Consider the following 19,681-nt stretch of genomic DNA (forward strand, 5'->3'; position numbering starts at 1 on the left):
GCATACGGTCACCCCCGTCGTCCCCGTCGTCCCCGTCGTTCTCGTCGTTCCTGTGCGTTGATCTCCCCGTTCTCATCCTCGGGCCCCCGTCCGTTCCTTGCCAGGTGCTGTCGGTACCAGCATCGCCGGGCACTCGGCACCCGTACCGGGGCACGGCGAGGCTCGACGGCATGACGACCACACCTCGGACGGGTCCGGAACCCTCGGTGCGTCCGGAATCACGCGCTGTCACCACTCAATCACCCACCACTGCCAACGGGTCCCGGCCGTTGCTCGCCACCGTGCTCGCCGCCCAGTTCATGGCGCTCCTCGACGTGTTCATCGTCAACGTCGCCGCCCCGACCATCGGCGCCGACCTGCACGCCTCGGGCGCCGACCTGCAACTCGTGATCGCCGGATACGCCATCACCTACTCGGTCCTGCTGATCACGGGGGCCCGGCTCGGCGGCCGGTTCGGGCCCGGCCGGGTCCACCTCGCCGGACTGGCCCTGTTCACCGCCGCCTCCCTCGCCTGCGGGCTGGCGCCGGGCATCACCGAGCTGATCGTCTTCCGGCTGGTGCAGGGCGCCGGCGCGGCGCTGATGATCCCGCAGGTGCTCAGCCTGATCCAGCGCGCCTTCACCGGCGAGGCCCGGGTGCGGGCGCTCGGCGCGTACTCGGCGGTCCTCGCCGTCGGCGCGGCGGCCGGGCAGATCGTGGGCGGAGCGCTGGTCGCGGCGGACCTGTTCGGCACCGGCTGGCGGCCGGTGTTCCTGGTCAACGTGCCGGTGGGCGCCGTACTCCTGGCCGTGGGCCGGCGGGTCCTGCCGCGCGAGGGCGCGGCGGAGCCCGCGGGGGCGCGCGCCCCCGGAGTGGGCGCCGCCGGAGCGGGCGCCCCCGGAGTGGGCGCCGCCGGGGCGAACGTCCGGCCGCGCGGCCTGGATCTGCCCGGCATGGCGCTGCTCGGCGCAGCCGTCTCGCTGCTGACGGTGCCGCTGGTGCTCGGACAGGAACAGGACTGGCCGCTGTGGTCCTGGCTGTCGCTGGCCGCCTCGGTGGTGCTGTCCGGCGTCTTCGGCGGGTACGAGGCGCGCCTCGCCCGGCGCGGCGGCGCGCCGCTCATCACCCCGCGGGTGCTGCGCCATCCCGGCATGGGCCGGGCCGTCTTCCAGATCCTGGCCGTGATGGCCGTCAACGGAGGTTTCCTGTTCGCGCTCACCCTGCACGTGCAGGGCGGCCTCGGTTACGGCGCGCTCCGGGCGGGCCTCACGTTCGTGCCGACCGCGGTCGCCTTCGGCCTGGTCGGGCTGACCTGGCGCAGGTGGCCGGCCTGGTGCCTGCGGTGGCTGAGCCCGGCCGGGTTCGTTCTGGCCGCGCTGTCGGTGACCGGTGTCGCCCTGGCGTTCCGGGGCGGCGGCAGCGGCGGAGCGCTCCTCTACGCGGCGTTCGCCGGTGTGGGCGCGGGGCTCGCGCTCGGCTTCAGTCCGACGCTCACCGGCGCGCTGGCCGCCGTACGGCCCGAGGACGCGGCGGACGCCAGCGGACTGCTCGCCACCGTCGCGCAGCTCGGTCAGCTCATCGGAGTGGCGGCGTTCGGCACACTGTTCCTGAGCCGGCTTGAGTCATTGGGGGACCCGGGGGCGTATACCTCTGCGCGAGCGCTCTCGGCGTGCGTGTTCGCGCTGGCCGGGACGGCCGTGGCGGGCGCCGTGGCCGGACTGGTACCAAGGCGTCGCTGACCGTATCGGCCCGGCCGTGGCAGAATCAAACGGCCGGAAGGGGGCGCGGCCCGACGGGAGGGAGTACCGATGCCTGCGAGCATCCTCGAGGAGGTCGGTCACCTCCTCGACGCGGTGTCGACCCAGAACACGTCCACCCGCCTCCTGTGCCCCTCCTGCGGCTCCCTGCACGTGGCCCAAGTCCTCGGCGACAACGGCGGGATCTCGTACGTGTGTACGGCCTGCGGCCACAGCTGGAGCTGAGCGATGGGTGCACACAGGCGGAAGTGCGACTGGTGCGGCAGCGGTACGCCGATCGTCCGCGACATGGAGCCGGTCAATCCCGACTACCAGTACTGGTGCGAGGAGTGCGCGCGGGCGCTGATCATAAAAGGCGACCCGATCGAGACGTACCGCGAGCTGGAGGGCGAGCCGATCTACGGCCGGCTCCTGGAGGAGCACTGCACCCTCAAGCGCTTCTACTCGTTCGTCACGGCGTGACACGTGCCGTCGGCCGGGGCCCCGCGTGGGACCCGGCCGAAGTCGTGGAGGGCGGTCATGAGGGGCGCACCGGAAACCGATTTGGTGAAGCACCCCCTCGACCGTGTAATGTTGGCATCGCCGCCGGGGAAACCGGGCGGAGCGGGACAAGGGGCTATAGCTCAGTTGGTAGAGCGCCTGCATGGCATGCAGGAGGTCAGGAGTTCAATTCTCCTTAGCTCCACAGTAGTCGAGGGCGGATCATCCGATCGGATGATCCGCCCTCGATGTTTTCCGTTCGTCCAACACTCCTTGTTCGTCCAACACGCCTTGCCCGCTGCGCACTTCGCGCGCCGCGCGGCCAAACGGCGGGCCGGCCCCGGAGGGTGACCCGCCGTGGCGGACGTCAGCGGCCCAGCGCCCGGCGGCCCCGCCCCTGGGAGAGGACCGGCAGATTGCGGGCCGGCGCCTGCGCGCGCGTGTCCTCCTCCAGGCGCAGCGCCAGCGCGGGGCAGCGGCGCACGGCGCGCAGCGCCTTGGCCTCCGCGTACCGGGGCACCTGCGCTTGGGCGACGGTCGGGAAGCCGTCGGCGCCCAGTTCGAAGACCTCCGGGAGGATGTCCGCGCACAGGCCGTGGCCGCGGCACAGCGTCCAGTCGACGTGGATCTTCTGCCGGCTCGGGCCGGTCTCCTCGGCCGCGCCGCCGCCGGGGATGCCCGTCGGCGCCCTGCCCCCCTCGAAGAGCGGCAGCACGCCCTCCACGGGGCGTCCGCAGCCGTTGCCGAGGACATGGGCGGCCAGGTCGTCGGTGAACGCCTTGACGGTGGACTCCAGGAACATCGCCGAACCGTCCGGGTGCGAGCACGCGCCGCGCCGCTTCACGTTCCGGGCGACCTGCTTGAGCGCCTCCAGAGCGGCCGGACCGCCGCCGTTCAGGATGTCCTCCAGGCCGCGCGCGGCGGCCGGCAGACCGAGGTAGCAGGGACCGCACTGGCCCGCGCTCTCCTCCGCCAGCCACTTGGCGACCTGGAGCGACTCACCCAGCGGACAGGTGTTCTGGCCGATCGGCAGGATGGCCCCGGCGCCGAGCGAACCGCCCACCGCATCCAGCGAGTTGCGCGAGACGATCGCCTCGTCGACGGTCGCCGCGTCGATCCACCTGCCGTGGTAGCCGCCGGTCAGCACACCCTGCGGCACCGGCGGCGCGCCGGCCAGTTGCAGGACGTAGCGCAGCGGCACGCCGGTGGGGACCTCGATCACCATGGGGCGGGCGACGGCGCCGGAGACGGTCAGCAGCACGGTGCCCGGCTCGTCGTACAGGCCGGTGTTGCCGTAGCGCTCGGGGCCGATGCGGGCGGCGATCGCCAACTGCGCGAACGTCTCGGCGTTGGACAGCAGGGTGGGCGCGCCGCCCACGCCGGTCTGCGAGGCGCTGACCTTGCGGCCCGGCGGGATCGCCGGACCGCCGTCGATGGAGCGGATCAGCGAGGCGGCGGCGCCGGTGACCATGCGCACCGGGTTGCGCTGCACCCGCGCGCGCAGTGCCGATCGGCGGCCGTTGCCGAGGCCGCGCTCGGCGAGGGCCGCCTCCATGGAGCGCTGGGTGGACTCCCGGGTGACCCCCACCACGAGCGTGCGGGCGCCCAGGGCCTCGGCGCACAGCAGCGCGCCGTCCAGGATGAGGTGCGGGGCACGGTTGATGAGCACCGTGTCCTTGCGGCAGGCCGGTTCGTCCTCGCTGCCGTTGACGACGACGACCGGCCGTACGCCGCGCTTGATCGCCGACTCGGCGACCGAGCGCAGCTTCTTGTGGAAGGGGAAGCCCGCGCCGCCGCGGCCCCTGAGATTGATGGCCTCGGCGAGCTGCGCGAGCTGCTCGCCGCCCAGCGGTTCGAGCGGCCCGTGCACCTTGAGGTGCATGGGCAGATCGAGTCGTTCGACAAGGTCGAAGCCCGACGTGAGCTGAGGGAGTCCGACGACGCGGACCTCCGGGACGTCGGGCAGGGCCTCGTTCACCTGTGGCCTCCGGAAGGCGTGTTCCAAGGTTCGCCCGGACCCGGCGCGTCGAAGGGGGCGCCGGGGGGTGTTTCAGTGGCGGGACCGCTCGTGTACATGTCTGGGGAGTTGTACGCGCCGTGGAGCGGGTTCGTCTCACCGGTGTCGTACACATCACGTCCGCCGTAGGCGTGCGCGCCCGGATTGTCGTGGGCGGGGAGGGTGTATCCGGTGTCGGTCAGGGGGTCGTAGGCCGACGGGGGCGCCTCGCCGACGGGCGGCGGCGAGGGCACGGGCCAGCCGCCCGGCACGCCGCCGGGGGCCTCCACGCGCGGCATCGCCTCCGTGGCGCGCAGGTCGTACGCCATGTCCTGGTACATGGCCCGGTCCGCCTGCGGGGCCGACACGGCCCGGTAGGCGGCCGCGAAGCCGGCGGCGGACTCCGGCGCGGAGGGGAGGTCGTACGGCGACGCGGCGGGCGGGACCCGGGGCAGGGGGCCGGCGCCTGCCCCGGCGCGCGCGGGCCGGTCGGCCGCCGCGCCCTCGTAGCCCGGCAGCGCGGACCGGTCCGCCCTGGCCCGGCTCGCGTCCAGGTCGCTCAGCTCGGGGCGGTCGCCGCCGCCCAGCAGGTTCATCAGGCGGTCGGCGATCCGGCGCTTGACCGGGCGCGGCGCCGCGCGCAGCGCGAGCGCGCCCATGACGCCGAGCAGGGACAGGCTGTACAGGATGACGAAGACCGGCTTGGCCTGGCGGCCCGCGTACAGGCCGTGGACCAGTGCGGCGCACCAGGCCGGATAGGCCAGCATGTGCATGGCCCGCCAGCGCGCGGCGACCGGGGCGGGGGTGGCGAAGTTGCCGCGCAGGGCGCCGGTGATGCCCACGAAGACCATCAGCAGTCCGGCCAGGGAGCCGAGCCCGATCAGGCCGGCGCTTCCGGTGACGCCGAGCGAGAAGGGGACGACCGCGGCGATCACCTGGGTGTGGTCCAGGGCGATCTTGGTGGTGATGTGCAGCAGCAGGAAGGCGATCGAGGCGACCGCGGTGGTGCGGTGCACGGCCTGGCCCACGATCCGCTGACGGGTGTTGAGGAAGATGCGGTCCTGGGCGACCAGGCCCCAGATCACCGAGCAGCTGAGGGAGACGAGGGAGAGGACGCCCGCGCCGAAGTTCAGGAACTCGCGGAACTGGCTGCCGCCGGCCAGGACGACCACGGGTATCAGGAGCAGGACGACGGCGGACGCCGCTCCGTAGGCCGAGCGGCCCGGTTTGGGGAGCGAGCTGTGACGGCGACGAGGGTTCATGGGGGCGACTCCGAGCGGTTCGGGTGAGCGGTCCCGAGGGGACGAACTCTAAGCGGCTCCAAACCGGTCGGTACGCGGTTTGAGTTATTGCCTTGTTATCTACGTGGCGGAGGGGCTTTCCGTTGTCCTTATGGGGATCGTCACGCCCGGTGAGCATTTCGCTCCGGACAGCTTTTCCCCGCCTCCACAAGCGGATCGCCGCATTCCTGAAGGGGGACGGCCGCCTTCCTGGAGGGGCTCGCCGCCGTCCCGGTGGTCCGGCGCGGCCCGGCGCGAACTCCGTCGCGGCCCGCTCGACGCCTGCGGTACCCTGACGCCATGCGTGCCGTACGCCTTCTGCTTAGCGGGCCGCGCTGATCAGTCCCGACCGCCGACGATGCGGGTGGTCGGAATCGGCGCGGCGTCCCCTCCTGTGCGAGGGGATTTTTCGTTTCCGAAAGTCGCAGCCGTCGGCAGAGTCGATCTGATGGAGCTTTGAGGATCATGAGCGAGACGAACCCCGCCGCCCCCGCCGCCACGTCGGCGGAGGCGGCGCCGCACCGCTACACGGCCGCGATGGCGGCCGAGATCGAGGCACGCTGGCAGGACTTCTGGGACGCCGACGGGACGTACGCGGCGCCGAACCCCAAGGGCGACCTGGCCGGCGACCCCGCGCTGGTGGCCCGGCCCAAGAAGTTCATCATGGACATGTTCCCGTACCCCTCCGGTGCGGGCCTGCACGTCGGCCACCCCCTGGGCTACATCGCCACCGATGTATACGCCAGGTTCCAGCGGATGACCGGCCACAACGTCCTGCACACCCTGGGCTTCGACGCCTTCGGCCTGCCCGCCGAGCAGTACGCCGTGCAGACCGGCACGCACCCGCGCGTGTCCACCGAGGCCAACATGGAGAACATGAAGGCCCAGCTGCGCCGGCTGGGCCTGGGCCACGACAAGCGCCGGTCGTTCGCCACGATCGACCCGGAGTACTACAAGTGGACCCAGTGGATCTTCCTGCAGATCTTCAACTCCTGGTACGACGAGCAGGCCGGCACGGCCCGCCCGATCGCCGAACTGGTCGCGCGGTTCGAGTCCGGTGAGCGCCCCGTGCCCGGGCACACGCGGGCGTGGAGCGAGCTGACCGCCGCCGAGCGCGCCGACGTCCTGGGCGAGTTCCGCCTGGCCTATGCCTCCGACGCGCCCGTCAACTGGTGTCCCGGCCTGGGCACCGTGCTGGCCAACGAGGAGGTCACCGCCGACGGCCGCTCCGAGCGCGGCAACTTCCCCGTCTTCAAGGCCAAGCTGCGCCAGTGGAACATGCGCATCACCGCCTACGCGGACCGGCTGCTGGACGACCTGGAGGAGCTGGACTGGCCCGAGGCCATCAAGCTGCAGCAGCGCAACTGGATCGGCCGCTCCGAGGGCGCCCGCGTCGACTTCCCGATCGACGGCGAGCGCATCACCGTCTTCACCACCCGCCCGGACACCCTGTTCGGCGCCACCTACATGGTGCTGGCGCCCGAGCACCCGCTGGTCGAGAAGTTCACCCCCGCGGCCTGGCCCGAAGGCACCCACGAGGTGTGGACCGGCGGCCACGCGAGCCCCGCCGAGGCCGTCGCCGCCTACCGCGCGCGGGCCGCCGCCAAGTCCGACGTCGAACGCCAGGCCGAGGCCAAGGACAAGACCGGCGTCTTCATCGGCGCCTACGCCACCAACCCGGTCAACGGCGAGCGGGTCCCGGTCTTCATCGCCGACTACGTGCTGATGGGCTACGGCACCGGCGCGATCATGGCCGTCCCCGCGGGCGACCAGCGCGACTTCGAGTTCGCGCGTGCCTTCGAGCTGCCGGTCCACTGCGTGGTCGAGCCCACCGACGGCCGCGGCACCGACACCTCCTCCTGGGAGGACGCCTTCGGGTCGTACGACGCGAAGCTCATCAACTCCGCCAACGACGAGATCTCCCTGGACGGCCTGGGCGTCGCCGAGGCCAAGGCGCGGATCACCGAGTGGCTGGAGCGTTCCGGGGTCGGCGAGGGCACCGTCAACTTCCGCCTGCGCGACTGGCTGTTCAGCCGCCAGCGCTACTGGGGCGAGCCCTTCCCGATCGTCTACGACGAGGACGGCATCGCCCACCCGCTGCCCGAGTCGATGCTGCCCCTGGAGCTGCCGGAGGTCGAGGACTACTCGCCGCGCACCTTCGACCCGGACGACGCCGACACCCAGCCCGAGACCCCGCTGTCGCGCAACGAGGACTGGGTCAACGTCACCCTGGACCTGGGCGACGGGCCGAAGAAGTACCGCCGCGAGACCAACACCATGCCCAACTGGGCCGGCTCCTGCTGGTACGAGCTGCGCTACCTGGACCCGCACAACGACCGGAAGCTGGTCGACCCGGAGATCGAGCAGTACTGGATGGGCCCGCGCGAGGGCCAGCCGCACGGCGGCGTCGACCTGTACGTCGGCGGCGCCGAGCACGCCGTGCTGCACCTGCTGTACGCGCGCTTCTGGTCCAAGGTCCTGTACGACCTGGGACACGTCTCCTCCGCCGAGCCGTTCCACAAGCTGTTCAACCAGGGCATGATCCAGGCCTACGTCTACCGCGACAGCCGCGGCATCGCGGTGCCGGCCGCCGAGGTGGAGGAGCGCGACGGCGCGTACTACCACCAGGGCGAGAAGGTCTCCCGGCTGCTGGGCAAGATGGGCAAGTCCCTGAAGAACGCCGTCACGCCGGACGAGATCTGCGTCGAGTACGGCGCCGACACGCTGCGCCTGTACGAGATGGCGATGGGCCCGCTGGACGTGTCCCGGCCGTGGGACACGCGCGCGGTGGTGGGCCAGTTCCGGCTGTTGCAGCGGCTGTGGCGCAACGTCGTCGACGAGACCGGCGGCGAGGTCACCGTCACCGACGCCGAGCCCGGCGAGGAGACGCTGCGCGCCCTGCACAAGGCGATCGACGGCGTCCGCCAGGACCTGGAGGGCCTGCGCTTCAACACGGCCATCGCCAAGGTCACCGAGCTGAACAACCACCTGACCAAGGCGGGCGGTCCGCTGCCCCGGTCGGTCGCCGAGCCGCTGGTCCTGATGGTCGCCCCGCTGGCCCCGCACGTCGCCGAGGAGCTGTGGCGCCGCCTGGGCCACACCGGCTCGGTGGTGCACGAGGACTTCCCGGTCGCCGACCCGGCCTACGTCGTGGACGAGACGGTGACCTGCGTCGTCCAGATCAAGGGCAAGGTCAAGGCGCGCCTGGAGGTGCCGCCGTCGATCTCCGAGGAGGACCTGGAGAAGACGGCGCTGTCCGACGAGAAGGTCGTCGCGGCGCTGGAGGGAGCGGGCATCCGCAAGGTGATCGTGCGGGCGCCGAAGCTGGTGAACATCGTTCCGGCGTGAACGGCGTGGCGCGCGGGATGTGGCGCGCGGTGCGCTGCGATGTGCGGCGCGCGGTGCGCGGTGCGCATGCGGTGATCCGCGCGGTGTGATGATCGGGGCGTGAGCGTCTCCGGGTAGTCCCCTACGGGCAGGTTCGGGGTTTTTCGGAACCCAGGGCCTGCCCGCTGCGTTTACCGTTGAGGAGCGGCGCGGCCCGTGCCGCCGAGTCCGAGGAGGAGCGCCGTGGAAGCAGTCGTCGCAGTCTTCGCCCTGCTCTTCCTGCTCTGCGTGGTGCTCGGCGCCTACGCCACGGTCAGAGCGGTCGGCGCGGCCAAGCGCGGCGTGGACCGCACGATCAGCCAGGCCCGCCGCACGGTCGAGGACCACACCCTGCGGGCCAGGTCCCTGGCGCAGCCGGGACCGGCGGGCGAGCTGGCCGAACTGCGGCTCACCCTGCGCACCTCGATGCGCGCCACCCAGGACGCGCTGTACGCCGGCGCGGCCGAGGACGAGTCGCTCAAGGAGTCCCTCGCCCTGTTCGAGCGCCTGAGCGTGCACGGCCGCGAACTGGACGGCGAGCTCAAGCGCCTGGAGTCCGAGCCGGACCGCGCGACCCTCGCCGCCCGGCTCCCGAACCTGCGCGCCCGCACCCGCCGCATCACACGGTCCGCCGACTCCCTGCGCTGGGCGGCCCGCGACCGCGCCCACCGCTTCGCCGACGACGACCTGGACACGCTGAGCGCCCAGATCGACATGGAGGCCGGCGCCCTGCGCCACTGGACGCGGGCGGAGACGCCGGCCGAACCACCGCGGGGAGCGGAGCCGCCGGCCGCCGCCGGGGACGGGCGCGCGGACGGGCGCGCCGACTCCGCCGACGCCCGCCCGGACGCCGCGCGCGAGCCCGGCCGCCCCGCCATCACCCCGCCGTCCCGCCGCCCGGTCTACTCCTGGAACAAGAAGCCCCGCCCCGAGAGCACCACCTGATCCGGCCCACGGAACACCCGGTCAGAGGGGCTGGGATGCCGTCCGGGCGCTACGCCAGGTAACCTCCAGCTCATGTCCCGCCATGTCGCGATCGTCACCGATTCAACGGCCTACCTGCCGCCGCGGACGATGGAGCGCCACGGCATCACCGCGGTTCCGCTGACCGTGGTCCTCGGCGACCGGGCGCTCGAAGAGGGCACCGAGATCTCCACCCGCTCGCTCGCCCAGGCACTCCAGAAGCGACGGTCCGTCACCACTTCCCGCCCCAGCCCCGAACTCTTTACCGAGACCTACCGCGAGGTAGCGGAGTCCGGCGCGAGCGGCATCGTCTCCCTGCACCTGTCCGCGGAACTGTCCGGCACCTACGACGCCGCCGTGCTCGCGGCCCGTGAAGCCCCGGTGCCGGTACGGGTGGTGGACACCGGGATGGTCGCGATGGCGCTCGGCTTCAGCGCCCTGGCCGCCGCCGAGGCCGCCGAGGGCGGCGGCACGATGGACGAGGCGGTCACCGCGGCGGAGAAGCGTGCCGGAAGCACCTCCGCGCACTTCTACGTCGACACGCTCGACTATCTGCGCCGCGGCGGCCGCATCGGCGCCGCGCAGGCGCTGCTCGGCTCCGCTCTCGCCGTGAAGCCGCTGCTCCAGTTGCAGGGCGGCCGCATCGAGCTGCTGGAGAAGGTGCGGACGGCGTCCAGGGCGATCGCCCGGCTGGAGGAGATCGCCGCCGAGCGCGCGACGGGCTGCGGCATCGACATCGCCGTCCACCATCTCGCCGCCCCGGAACGGGCGGAGGCACTCGCCGACCGGCTCCGTGCCCGGGTGACCGGCCTGGCGGAGCTGCACGTGAGCGAAGTCGGAGCGGTGATCGGGGCGCACACCGGCCCGGGGCTGCTGGGGGTCGTGGTCTCGCCCCGGTGACGGGGCGGCTGGGGTGAGGCTGTGCTGACGGCCGTGGTGCTGGGTTGCGGTGCTGGGGCTGCGGTGACTCGTGTGGGTGACGGAGTTATCCACAACCGGGCGGTCGTCCACGGATTTCGACCAAGATCATCGCGGATGTGCCGAGCTGTCCCATGCTCGGCCCATGGCACTTCGATCACGCTCACGCACAGCGACCGCGACGAGTGGGCCGGGGCGACTTCCCGGCTCGGACGGCCGCGCCCGCCACCGCCGGCCGCCCGGCGCGGACGGGGGCGGCCGTGCGGCCGAAGGCGGCCGTGCGGCCGGGGGCGGATTCGGCCGCGGGGCCGGACGCCGGGACTCCGGGGGCCGACAGGCGTCGGCCGATGAGGTGCGCCGACGCGCGCACGTGCTGTTCACGGAACCCCCGGCCCAGGCAGGGCCGTCGCACACCGACCGTCCACCGGCCCGAGCCGACGCGACGACACACAGAGCCGCCTCGGCCACCGCTCCCGTCGCCCCGGCCACCGCGCCCGCGGCGGGCAACCCGTTCACCCGGGCCGACGGGTACGGGTACAGGAGTGAGGGCGCCGTGGCGGAGGCGGCACCGCCGAGTCCAACGGCGACGGCGGTGATGCCACCGGGGCCGACGGCGACGGCGGTGGCGGCGTGGGGACCGACGGCGACGGCGACGACGAGGCCGGGTCCGACGGCACGGGCGGTGCCGGCCTGGCGGGAGCGGGCCGGAGCGGCGCTGCGGGATCGCGTGCCCCTGTGGCTTCAGACCCGCTGCGGGCTGGAGCGCAGGAACGTGATCGCGCTCACGGTGGTGCTCGCCGTCGCGGCCGCCGTCGCCCTCCAGCACTTCTGGACGGGCCGCACCGAGACGGTACGGGCCCCCGAGGCCGTCCGCGCCGCCGCTCCTTACCCGGGAAGGGAGTCGGACAAGGACACCGGGCCGGGCTCCGCGCGGCCGTCCTCCGGCGCCAACGTCACGGTCTCGTCCGCCTCGTCCGGTCCGGAGGTCGTCGTGGACGTCAGCGGCAAGGTCCGGCATCCGGGCATCCACCGCCTCCCGGCGGGCTCCCGGGTCGTCGACGCGCTACGGGCGGCGGGCGGTGCCCGGCCCGGCACCGACCTCGACGCGCTCAACCGGGCCAGGTTCCTGGTGGACGGCGAACAACTGGTGGTGGGCGGACCCGCCCCGGCGGGGGGCCCGGCCGCGCCGGGAGCGGCCGCCGCGGGCACGTCCGGCTCGGGACAGGCGGCCGGTCCGACGGCTCCGGTCTCCCTCGGCACCGCCACCGTCGAGCAGTTGGAGACCCTGCCGGGTGTCGGCCCTGTACTGGCCCAGCACATCGTCGACTACCGCACCCAGCACGGCGGCTTCCGCTCGGTGGACCAACTGCGCGAGGTCAACGGCATCGGCGACCGCCGCTTCGCCGACCTCCGCCCCCTGGTCAGGCCATGAACCGCCGCCCCGCGCCCACCACGGAACCCTCTGCGACCACCACGGAGGCCCCCGCACCCACCCCGGAAACCCCCGCTCCCGCCCCCACCTCAGCGCCCCGCACCCGCGCAGAGGTGCACGCCGCCTCCGGGAACCGGCTCGGAGCGGCCCACCCCCGGCAGGAGGGACCGGCCGACTTACGACTCCTCCCCCCGGCGCTCGCCGCGTGGGCGACGGCGGCCTTGGCGCTGGACGCCCCGGCGGGATGGGTGACGGGCTTCGCGGCCGTGTGCCTGACCTCCGCCGTCGCACTCCTGCTCGCAGGCCGAAGGCACCGTGGCCCCGGCCTCCGCCCGCACGGCTCCGGCCTCCGCCCGCGCGGCCCCGGCTTCCGCCCGCACGCCTGGGCGCGTACGACCGTCGCCGCCGTGCTGCTCGGCGCGTCGGCGGCCGCCGCCTCGGCGGGGCTGCACGGAGCGGACGTACGGCGCGGTCCGGTGCCGGCCCTGGCACGGCAGTCCGCCACGGTGACCGCGGAGGTGGAGCTGACCTCCGACCCCCGGCTCACCCGGCCCCGGGTCAGCGGCGACCACATGGCGCCGGTCTCGGTGCTGATCGAGGCGGAGGTACGGCGCGTCGAAGGGCCCGGCACGACGGGCGCCGCGGTGACCCGCACACCGGTACTGATCCTCGTCGACACCCGAGGGCACACAGGCGGGAGAGACGCCGAGCGACGCTCGCCCTGGCTGGCGCTGCTGCCGTCCACCAGGCTGAGGGTGACGGCCCGGTCGCAGCCCCCGCTGACGGGCGGTGACCAGGTCGCGGCGGTCCTGCGGGTCCGGGACCGGGCGGCTCCCGAGGTGATCGGGGCGCCGTCCGCCACGCAGCGGCTGGCCGGACGGCTGAGAGCCGGACTGCGCACGGCGACCGACGGACTCCCGGCGGACGCGCGGGCGCTGCTGCCGGGGCTGGTGGTGGGAGACACCTCGCGGATCACCCCGGAGCTGGACGCCGCCTTCAAGGAGACGGACCTCGCCCACACCCTGGCCGTCTCCGGGAGCAACCTCACGATCCTGCTGGCCCTGCTCCTCGGCCCGCCCGGCCGCGCCCAGCACGTCGAGCGCCGCGGCCTGGCGCCGAGACTCGGCCTGCCGCTGCGGACCACCGCGCTGGTGGGCGGCGGGCTCACGCTGGGGTTCGTCGTGGTGTGCCGGCCCGACCCGAGCGTGCTGCGGGCCGCGGCGTGCGGAGCCGTGGCGCTGCTGGCGCTCGCGACCGGCCGCCGCAGATCGCTGCTCCCGGCCCTGGCGACGGCGGTCCTGCTGCTGGTGCTCTACGACCCGTGGCTGGCCCGCGGGTACGGCTTCCTGCTGTCGGTGCTGGCGACCGGCGCGCTGCTCACCCTGGCACCCCGCTGGAGTACGGCGCTGCGCCGGCGCCGGGTGCCCGCGCGCCTGGCCGAGGCACTGGCCGCGGCGGCCGCGGCGCAGGCGGTGTGCGCGCCGGTCGTCGCCGTGCTGTCGGCCCGGGTGAGCCTGGTCGCGGTGCCGTGCAACCTGCTGGCGGAGATCGCGGTCGCCCCCGCCACGGTGCTGGGCTTCGCGGCCCTGGCGGCGGCGCCGTTCGCGATGCCGGTGGCCGAGGCGCTGGCCTGGTGCGCCGGCTGGCCCGCCGGGTGGCTGGCGCGGGTGGCCCGGACCGGGGCGGCGCTGCCCGGCGGGGGAGTGGACTGGCCGGGCAGCTGGACCGGCGCGCTGCTGCTGGCCCTGCTCACGGCGGCGGTCGTCCTCCTGGGCGGACGGCTGGTGAGACACCGCTGGCTGTGCGGTGTGTGCGCGGCGCTGCTCCTGCTGGCGGTGGTGCGGCCGCCGCCGTTGACCCGGGTGGTGACGGGCTGGCCGCCGCCGGGCTGGCGGTTCGCGATGTGCGACGTGGGGCAGGGTGACGCGACGGTGCTCGCGGCGGGGCCGGGCGCCGGGGTGGTGGTGGACGCGGGCCCCGACCCGAAGCCGGTGGACCGCTGCCTGCGCACCCTCGGCATCACCAGGATCCCGCTCCTCGTCCTGACCCACTTCCACGCGGACCACGTGGCCGGCCTGCCCGGTGTGCTGCGGGGACGCCAGGTGGGCGCGATCGAGACGACGGGCTACGAAGAACCGGCGGAGCAGGCGGAGTTCGTCCGCCGGGAGGCTGCCGGGCGGGGCATCCCGCTCGTCGGAGCCGTCGCCGGCGAAGAACGCCGCACCGGCGACCTGTCCTGGCGGGTGCTCTGGCCGCCACCCCTCGCGTCCCTGTCGCCGGACGGTCCGAACGACGCCAGCGTCACCCTGCTGGTGCGGTCCGGCGGCCTGCGCCTGCTGCTCCTGGGCGACCTGGAACCCCCGTCCCAGCAGGCCCTGCTGCACTCGCCGGCGGCCGCGGGCCTGATACACGTGGACGTCCTCAAGGTCGCCCACCACGGTTCGGCCTACCAGGACCCCGACTTGCTGCGCCTGGCGGCCCCGCGCCTCGCCCTCATCTCCTGCGGCACCGACAACCCCTACGGCCACCCCGCTCCCCGCACGGTCGCCGCCCTGCGCGCCCAAGGCGCGGCGGTCCTGCGCACGGACCACGACGGGCCGATCGCGGTGACGGAGGAGGGGAGGGAGCTGCGGGCGGTGGCGGTCAACGGTTAGGGGCGGTGGCCGTTGATGGCTGGGCTCGGCAGGGGCGGGTACGTAGGGTCTCCGCATGACGGAGACGAACGAAACGGCTGTTCAGGCCGCTGTGGACGCGGAGTTGCGGCTTCTCGACGGTGCGGTGCGGGCTTCGCGGGAACAGGTGCTGGAACTGCTGGACCCCGAGTTCACCGAGATCGGGGCTTCCGGGCGGTGGTGGGACCGGGACTCCATCCTTGAGGTGACGTCGAGTGGATCGGTGAGCGAGGAGTCCCCGGTCGTCGTCAGTGAGATGTCCGGCGTCGTCCTCGCCCCGGGCCTCGTCCACCTGACGTACTTCTCCGACCACGACGGACGGCTGGCCCGGCGCAGCTCCCTGTGGCGGCTGAGCGGGACCGGCTGGCGGCTGTACTTCCACCAGGGGACCCTGGTTCCCTGAGGCCGCGGCCCGGCCGCGGGGCGCCGAGTCTCCCGCGTCTCCCGCGCGTTCGCCGGCGCGCGAGACTTGGCGCATGGATGCCGTCGAGACCGACGCCTACCTTCGCCGTATCGGGGCCGGGCGCCCCGCCTCGCCCACCGGTGCCGCGCTGCGCGAGCTGCATGTGCGGCACCTGCGGACCGTGCCCTTCGAGAACCTGTCGATCCACCTCGGAGAGGAGATCGTGCTGGCGGAGAAGCGGCTGCTGGACAAGGTGGTGGGCGCGCGGCGGGGCGGGTTCTGCTACGAACTCAACGGCGCGTTCGGCGCGTTGCTCACCGCGCTGGGGTTCGGGGTGACCGTGCTCGCGGCGCGGGTGCACGGGGAGGAGGCGGGGCGGCTCGGGATCCCGTACGACCACATGGCGCTGCGGGTGCGGACGGCGGACGGCGGCGACTGGCTGGCCGACGTGGGGTTCGGGGCGCACAGCCACTTCCCGCTGGCGTTCGCGGAGCGGGCGGAACAGGGCGATCCGGGCGGGACGTTCACCCTCGTCGAAGTGGCGGGGGAGGGATGTGCGGGGGACGGCTGCGGCGTCGATCTCGACGTCCTGCGGGACGGCGCCGCCCGCTACCGGCTGGAGACGCGGCCCCGGGTCCTCGCGGACTTCACGGCCGGGGCCTGGTGGCACCGCACGTCGCCCGACTCGCACTTCACGCGGTCCCTGGTGTGCTCCCGGCTCACCGGGGACGGCGGGCGGATCACGCTCAGCGGGCGCACCCTGACCACGACCGGGGCCGACGGGGCGCGTGACGTGCGGGAGGCCGCCTCGGACGACGAGGTGCTCTCGCTCTACCGGGAGCGGTTCGGCATCCGGCTCGACGCCGTGCCGACGGTGCGCGTTCCGGGCGTCAGCGGGTGAATCGGGCCACACCCGCCCAGTCGCACCAGTCGGGTGCGGTCCCAGCACATCAGCTGGTTTCCTGCGATGTACCCCCGTGTTGCCTCGAAAGTGTCATCGATGATCGAATGCGTCATTGACAACAGTTGTTCTCACATGGTGCAGAAGGTGTCGTAGATGATCGGCCGCTTGCTGGGAAGCCGCGCGAAGCGTGGGCAACGGACGAGTCCCCTGGCGGCGGTGCCCACCCCACCGAGCGCGGGGGTGCTGAGCTGCCGGGTGCTCGATCCGGTCGGCCAGCCCGTGCCGCAGGCGGAGTTCACGGTCACCGACGCCGCCGGGCGCAAGGTGGTCGGCGGCTGGACGGACCCCTACGGGTCCTTCGTCACGACCGTGCCCGAGGGGGAGTACCGGCTCGCGGTGGCCGCCGAGGCGTACGCGCCCCTGCGGGTCGCCGCCTCGGTCGCGGCGGATTCGCTCACCTCGCTGGGCGACGTGTCGTTGCAGGCCGCCCAGCCGCCGCACCTGCCCGCGCCCGGTGACTGGGAGATCGACCCGACGCACTCCTCGATCGGCTTCAGCGCCCGGCACATCGGCCTGGCCCGGATCCACGGCCGGTTCAACTCCTTCGCCGGGGCGGTGCGGATCGCCCCGGACATGGAGCAGTCGGCGATGCACGTGGTGATCGACGCGGCCTCCATCGACACCAACGTCCGGATGCGCGACGACCACCTGCGCTCGCCCGACTTCCTGGACGTGTCCCGTTTCCCGACCCTGGAGTTCTACAGCGACCGGTTCGCGCACCGCGGCGGCAACCGGTGGGCCGTCACCGGGGCGCTGTCGCTGCACGGCGTGACCCGTACGGTCACCCTGGACGCGGAGTACCTGGGTCTGGGCAACGGCATGGAGGGCGAGGCACGGGCGGCCTGCCGGGCCACCGCCGAACTGCACCGCGACGACTACACCGTGAGCTGGCAGTCGATGCTGGCGCGCGGGATCGCGGCGGTCGGCCCCACCATCGAGGTCGAACTCGACGTCCAGGTCGTGCCCAAGGGCTGAGCCCGCCCGTCCGCCCCTGAGACCTCAGAGGTACGGCCGCCCATGCCCGGTGCCGGACAATGGCTCGCGTGAGTGATGTGAGACATGTGCTGGTGCTGCCCGACCGCGACGCGGCGGAAGAGGTGGCCGAGGCGCTGGGGGAGCGGTTCGGGATCGACGAGGAGCCCCGGCTCGTACGGGACGCGCTGGCCGGGGAGGACGACGCCGAGGACGCCCAGTGGCTCGTCGTCCTGCACGACGACGCGCAACGGCTCGACCCCGGCGAGCTGGACGAGTTCGCGTCCCGGTGGGACGGCTGGCGGGAGGAGCCGTGACCCGCGCGGCCCGGACCTCCACCGCGGGCTGCGCGGCCTCGGCCTCCACCTCGGGCGGTGCGGCCCCGGCCTCCACCGTGAGCGGCGCGGCCTCGGCCTCTGTGGCGGGCGGCGTTGTCAGTGGCCCGTGGGATGCTTGACGCGATGGCCAGGAAGACTGCGAACGACGACTCTCTCGCCCCGGTGACGCTTGCCGTGGGCCAGGAGGACCTGCTGCTCGACCGTGCCGTGCAGGAGGTGGTGGCCGCCGCCCGTGCCGCCGACGCCGACACGGACGTACGCGACCTCACCCCGGACCAGTTGCAGCCCGGCACCCTCGCCGAGCTGACCAGCCCGTCGCTCTTCGCCGAGCGCAAGGTCGTCGTCGTGCGCAACGCGCAGGACCTGTCGTCCGACACGGTCAAGGACGTGAAGGCGTATCTCGGCTCGCCCGCCGAGGAGATCACCCTCGTGCTGCTGCACGCGGGCGGCGCCAAGGGCAAGGGGCTGCTGGACGCGGCACGCAAGGCGGGGGCGCGGGAGGTGGCCTGCCCGAAGATGACGAAGCCGGCCGACCGGCTCGCCTTCGTCCGCGCCGAGTTCCGCGCTCTGGGGCGTTCGGCGACGCCCGAGGCCTGCCAGGCGCTGGTCGACGCGATCGGCAGCGATCTGCGCGAGCTGGCGTCGGCGGTGTCGCAGCTGGTCGCCGACGTGGAGGGCACGATCGACGAGGCCGTCGTCGGGCGCTACTACACCGGCCGTGCGGAGGCCTCCAGCTTCACCGTCGCCGACCGGGCCGTGGAGGGACGGGCGGCGGAGGCCCTGGAGGCGCTGCGCTGGTCGCTCGCCACGGGGGTCGCGCCGGTGCTGATCACCAGCGCGCTGGCGCAGGGCGTCCGGGCGATCGGGAAGCTGTCCTCCGCGCGCGGCGGCCGGCCCGCCGATCTCGCCCGTGAGCTGGGCATGCCGCCGTGGAAGATCGACCGGGTACGACAGCAGATGCGCGGCTGGACCCCGGACGGGGTCGCCGTGGCGCTGCGCGCGGTGGCCGAGGCGGACGCGGGCGTGAAGGGCGGCGGCGACGACCCGGAGTACGCCTTGGAGAAAGCGGTGGTGACCATCGCCCGCGCGGCGCGGTCGCGCGGGCGGGGCTAGGGTTTCTCGTTTGGATCAGCGGGTGGACCAGAGGACGATGCCTGCGACGTGGAGTCCGGCCAAGCAGAGGGTGGCGGTCCTTTCGTAGCGGGTGCGATGCCGCGCCACAGGAACCTGGCGCCGCCGGTGCGCACTTCACTGTGCCGTGACCGCTCAGCTGTCTGGGCCTGATACCGCGCGGTCTGCCTGCGGCGATTCCGCCGTTCTCCCCCGCATCAGGACGGCCAGGGTACTGCGCGCTTCACACCGCAGTGTGCGCCGCCGGGCGAAGGTCGCAGTCAGAGCAAGGATCGAGACCGTGCTCCCGTAGAACACGGCAGCAATCGCGGAGAGGAGCCCGATCGCCATCGGGCACGCACCTTTCTTCCCCCGTCCGGCCCGCCCGGCTCACAGCCCGGGGCGGGCGTCGATGCGCTTCCGTTCCACCATACGTGCGCCGTCAACTCCCCCTGCGTTCCATCGGCCCTATGGGGCCCGTCGGGCGATTCCGCGTCGTCCGCCGTGCATACGCCGAAGGCCCCGGCGGTTCCCCTGGGGAAGGGGGACCGCCGGGGCCTTCGGTTCACGCTCGTGGACCCGTGCCCGCGTGGCGAACGCAGGCCGCGCACAGGTCCGGGTGCCGGTCGGGGGCGGATGAGAGAGGGCCCGCCCGGGTCCGTCCGGCGTCAAGTCGGGAAACTCAGCCCTTGAGGGACGCGACCTTGGAAGCAAGCGCCGACTTCTTGTTGGCGGCCTGGTTCTTGTGGATGACGCCCTTCGAGACGGCCTTGTCGAGCTGACGCGCGGCGGCGCGCTGGTACTCGGTGGCCTTCTCGGCGTCACCCGCGGCAGCGGCCTCGCGGGCCTTGCGGATCGCGGTCTTCAGGGAGGACTTGACGGCCTTGTTGCGCAGCCGGGCCTTCTCGTTGGTCTTGATCCGCTTGATCTGGGACTTGATGTTCGCCACGAATGAGCCTTTACAGGTTCTGGCACGGGGCCGTGCAGGTCCCGTAGCCGGTGATTTCTTGAGGTGTGCCTCGTGCGGAGAGGGCATGAGACACAGCGGCCC

The 19,681-nt window shown here is 73.5% G+C and carries 16 protein-coding genes and 1 tRNA gene; 14 read left to right on the forward strand and 3 right to left on the reverse strand.

Annotated elements, in window-relative coordinates:
- Window positions 1-281 precede the first annotated feature (281 nt).
- The 4 genes from ABEB07_RS26950 to ABEB07_RS26965 all read left to right on the forward strand — a co-directional run bounded on the left by ABEB07_RS26950 (window position 282) and on the right by ABEB07_RS26965 (window position 2,421).
- Window positions 282-1,718, forward strand: a complete 1,437-nt coding sequence (locus tag ABEB07_RS26950; protein WP_345670751.1) for an MFS transporter — start codon at window positions 282-284, stop codon at window positions 1,716-1,718.
- A gap of 69 nt (window positions 1,719-1,787) precedes the next feature.
- Window positions 1,788-1,961, forward strand: coding sequence for a hypothetical protein (locus tag ABEB07_RS26955; RefSeq protein ID WP_176148926.1), 174 nt, complete (start codon window positions 1,788-1,790; stop codon window positions 1,959-1,961).
- Between the two features lie 3 nt (window positions 1,962-1,964).
- Complete coding sequence (locus ABEB07_RS26960; RefSeq protein WP_003976229.1) at window positions 1,965-2,198, forward strand: hypothetical protein; 234 nt, start codon at window positions 1,965-1,967, stop codon at window positions 2,196-2,198.
- A gap of 150 nt (window positions 2,199-2,348) precedes the next feature.
- Window positions 2,349-2,421: transfer RNA gene (locus ABEB07_RS26965), tRNA-Ala, on the forward strand.
- 162 nt (window positions 2,422-2,583) lie between these two features.
- Here ABEB07_RS26965 and ABEB07_RS26970 read toward each other — a convergent pair.
- Both ABEB07_RS26970 and ABEB07_RS26975 read right to left on the reverse strand, forming a co-directional pair.
- Window positions 2,584-4,194: an NADH-ubiquinone oxidoreductase-F iron-sulfur binding region domain-containing protein gene (locus ABEB07_RS26970; RefSeq protein ID WP_345670679.1), complete on the reverse strand. Its 1,611-nt coding sequence runs from the start codon at window positions 4,192-4,194 to the stop codon at window positions 2,584-2,586.
- Window positions 4,191-5,474, reverse strand: coding sequence for a cytochrome b/b6 domain-containing protein (locus ABEB07_RS26975; RefSeq protein ID WP_345670681.1), 1,284 nt, complete (start codon window positions 5,472-5,474; stop codon window positions 4,191-4,193). Before ABEB07_RS26975 ends, ABEB07_RS26970 begins: the two co-directional genes overlap by 4 nt.
- 483 nt (window positions 5,475-5,957) lie before the next feature.
- Between ABEB07_RS26975 and leuS the strand changes: the two genes are divergently transcribed.
- From leuS to holA, 10 genes are all read left to right on the forward strand, one after another.
- A complete protein-coding gene (gene leuS / locus ABEB07_RS26980; protein ID WP_345670682.1) occupies window positions 5,958-8,840 on the forward strand; it encodes a leucine--tRNA ligase in 2,883 nt (960 codons plus the stop codon).
- 222 nt (window positions 8,841-9,062) lie between these two features.
- Window positions 9,063-9,803 (forward strand): hypothetical protein, encoded by a 741-nt coding sequence (locus ABEB07_RS26985; RefSeq protein ID WP_345670683.1) that lies wholly within the window; start codon window positions 9,063-9,065, stop codon window positions 9,801-9,803.
- A gap of 72 nt (window positions 9,804-9,875) precedes the next feature.
- Entirely contained in the window at window positions 9,876-10,721 is an 846-nt protein-coding gene (locus ABEB07_RS26990) for a DegV family protein (protein ID WP_176148921.1), read from the forward strand.
- Between the two features lie 163 nt (window positions 10,722-10,884).
- Complete coding sequence (locus ABEB07_RS26995; RefSeq protein WP_345670684.1) at window positions 10,885-12,171, forward strand: helix-hairpin-helix domain-containing protein; 1,287 nt, start codon at window positions 10,885-10,887, stop codon at window positions 12,169-12,171.
- A gap of 113 nt (window positions 12,172-12,284) precedes the next feature.
- Window positions 12,285-14,825 (forward strand): ComEC/Rec2 family competence protein, encoded by a 2,541-nt coding sequence (locus tag ABEB07_RS27000; protein ID WP_345670752.1) that lies wholly within the window; start codon window positions 12,285-12,287, stop codon window positions 14,823-14,825.
- A 55-nt stretch (window positions 14,826-14,880) separates the two neighbouring features.
- Window positions 14,881-15,246, forward strand: a complete 366-nt coding sequence (locus tag ABEB07_RS27005) for a nuclear transport factor 2 family protein (RefSeq protein WP_176148918.1) — start codon at window positions 14,881-14,883, stop codon at window positions 15,244-15,246.
- 73 nt (window positions 15,247-15,319) lie between these two features.
- Window positions 15,320-16,147, forward strand: coding sequence for an arylamine N-acetyltransferase family protein (locus tag ABEB07_RS27010; protein WP_345670685.1), 828 nt, complete (start codon window positions 15,320-15,322; stop codon window positions 16,145-16,147).
- Window positions 16,148-16,303: 156 nt separating this feature from the next.
- Complete coding sequence (locus tag ABEB07_RS27015; protein WP_176148916.1) at window positions 16,304-17,185, forward strand: YceI family protein; 882 nt, start codon at window positions 16,304-16,306, stop codon at window positions 17,183-17,185.
- A gap of 68 nt (window positions 17,186-17,253) precedes the next feature.
- On the forward strand, window positions 17,254-17,499 hold the full coding sequence (locus tag ABEB07_RS27020; protein ID WP_164589671.1) for a hypothetical protein: 246 nt from the start codon (window positions 17,254-17,256) through the stop codon (window positions 17,497-17,499).
- A gap of 144 nt (window positions 17,500-17,643) precedes the next feature.
- Window positions 17,644-18,633 (forward strand): DNA polymerase III subunit delta, encoded by a 990-nt coding sequence (holA, locus tag ABEB07_RS27025; RefSeq protein ID WP_217711072.1) that lies wholly within the window; start codon window positions 17,644-17,646, stop codon window positions 18,631-18,633.
- Window positions 18,634-19,312: 679 nt separating this feature from the next.
- On the opposite strand, the gene rpsT is transcribed toward holA, so the two are convergent.
- Window positions 19,313-19,579, reverse strand: coding sequence for a 30S ribosomal protein S20 (gene rpsT, locus ABEB07_RS27030; RefSeq protein ID WP_030042978.1), 267 nt, complete (start codon window positions 19,577-19,579; stop codon window positions 19,313-19,315).
- Window positions 19,580-19,681: the final 102 nt, after the last annotated feature.

Source organism: Streptomyces similanensis (assembly GCF_039543625.1).
In the GTDB taxonomy this organism is placed as follows: Bacteria; Actinomycetota; Actinomycetes; order Streptomycetales; family Streptomycetaceae; genus Streptomyces; species Streptomyces similanensis.

Coding starts and splice junctions, on each gene's coding strand:
- holA (WP_217711072.1), top strand. CDS start 17,644: ATGGCCAGGAAGACTGCGAACGACGACTCTCTCGCCCCGGTGACGCTT.
- leuS (WP_345670682.1), top strand. CDS start 5,958: ATGAGCGAGACGAACCCCGCCGCCCCCGCCGCCACGTCGGCGGAGGCG.
- ABEB07_RS27015 (WP_176148916.1), top strand. CDS start 16,304: ATGATCGGCCGCTTGCTGGGAAGCCGCGCGAAGCGTGGGCAACGGACG.
- ABEB07_RS27005 (WP_176148918.1), top strand. CDS start 14,881: ATGACGGAGACGAACGAAACGGCTGTTCAGGCCGCTGTGGACGCGGAG.
- ABEB07_RS26975 (WP_345670681.1), bottom strand. CDS start 5,474: ATGAACCCTCGTCGCCGTCACAGCTCGCTCCCCAAACCGGGCCGCTCG.
- ABEB07_RS26960 (WP_003976229.1), top strand. CDS start 1,965: ATGGGTGCACACAGGCGGAAGTGCGACTGGTGCGGCAGCGGTACGCCG.
- ABEB07_RS26990 (WP_176148921.1), top strand. CDS start 9,876: ATGTCCCGCCATGTCGCGATCGTCACCGATTCAACGGCCTACCTGCCG.
- ABEB07_RS26995 (WP_345670684.1), top strand. CDS start 10,885: ATGGCACTTCGATCACGCTCACGCACAGCGACCGCGACGAGTGGGCCG.
- ABEB07_RS26955 (WP_176148926.1), top strand. CDS start 1,788: ATGCCTGCGAGCATCCTCGAGGAGGTCGGTCACCTCCTCGACGCGGTG.
- ABEB07_RS27010 (WP_345670685.1), top strand. CDS start 15,320: ATGGATGCCGTCGAGACCGACGCCTACCTTCGCCGTATCGGGGCCGGG.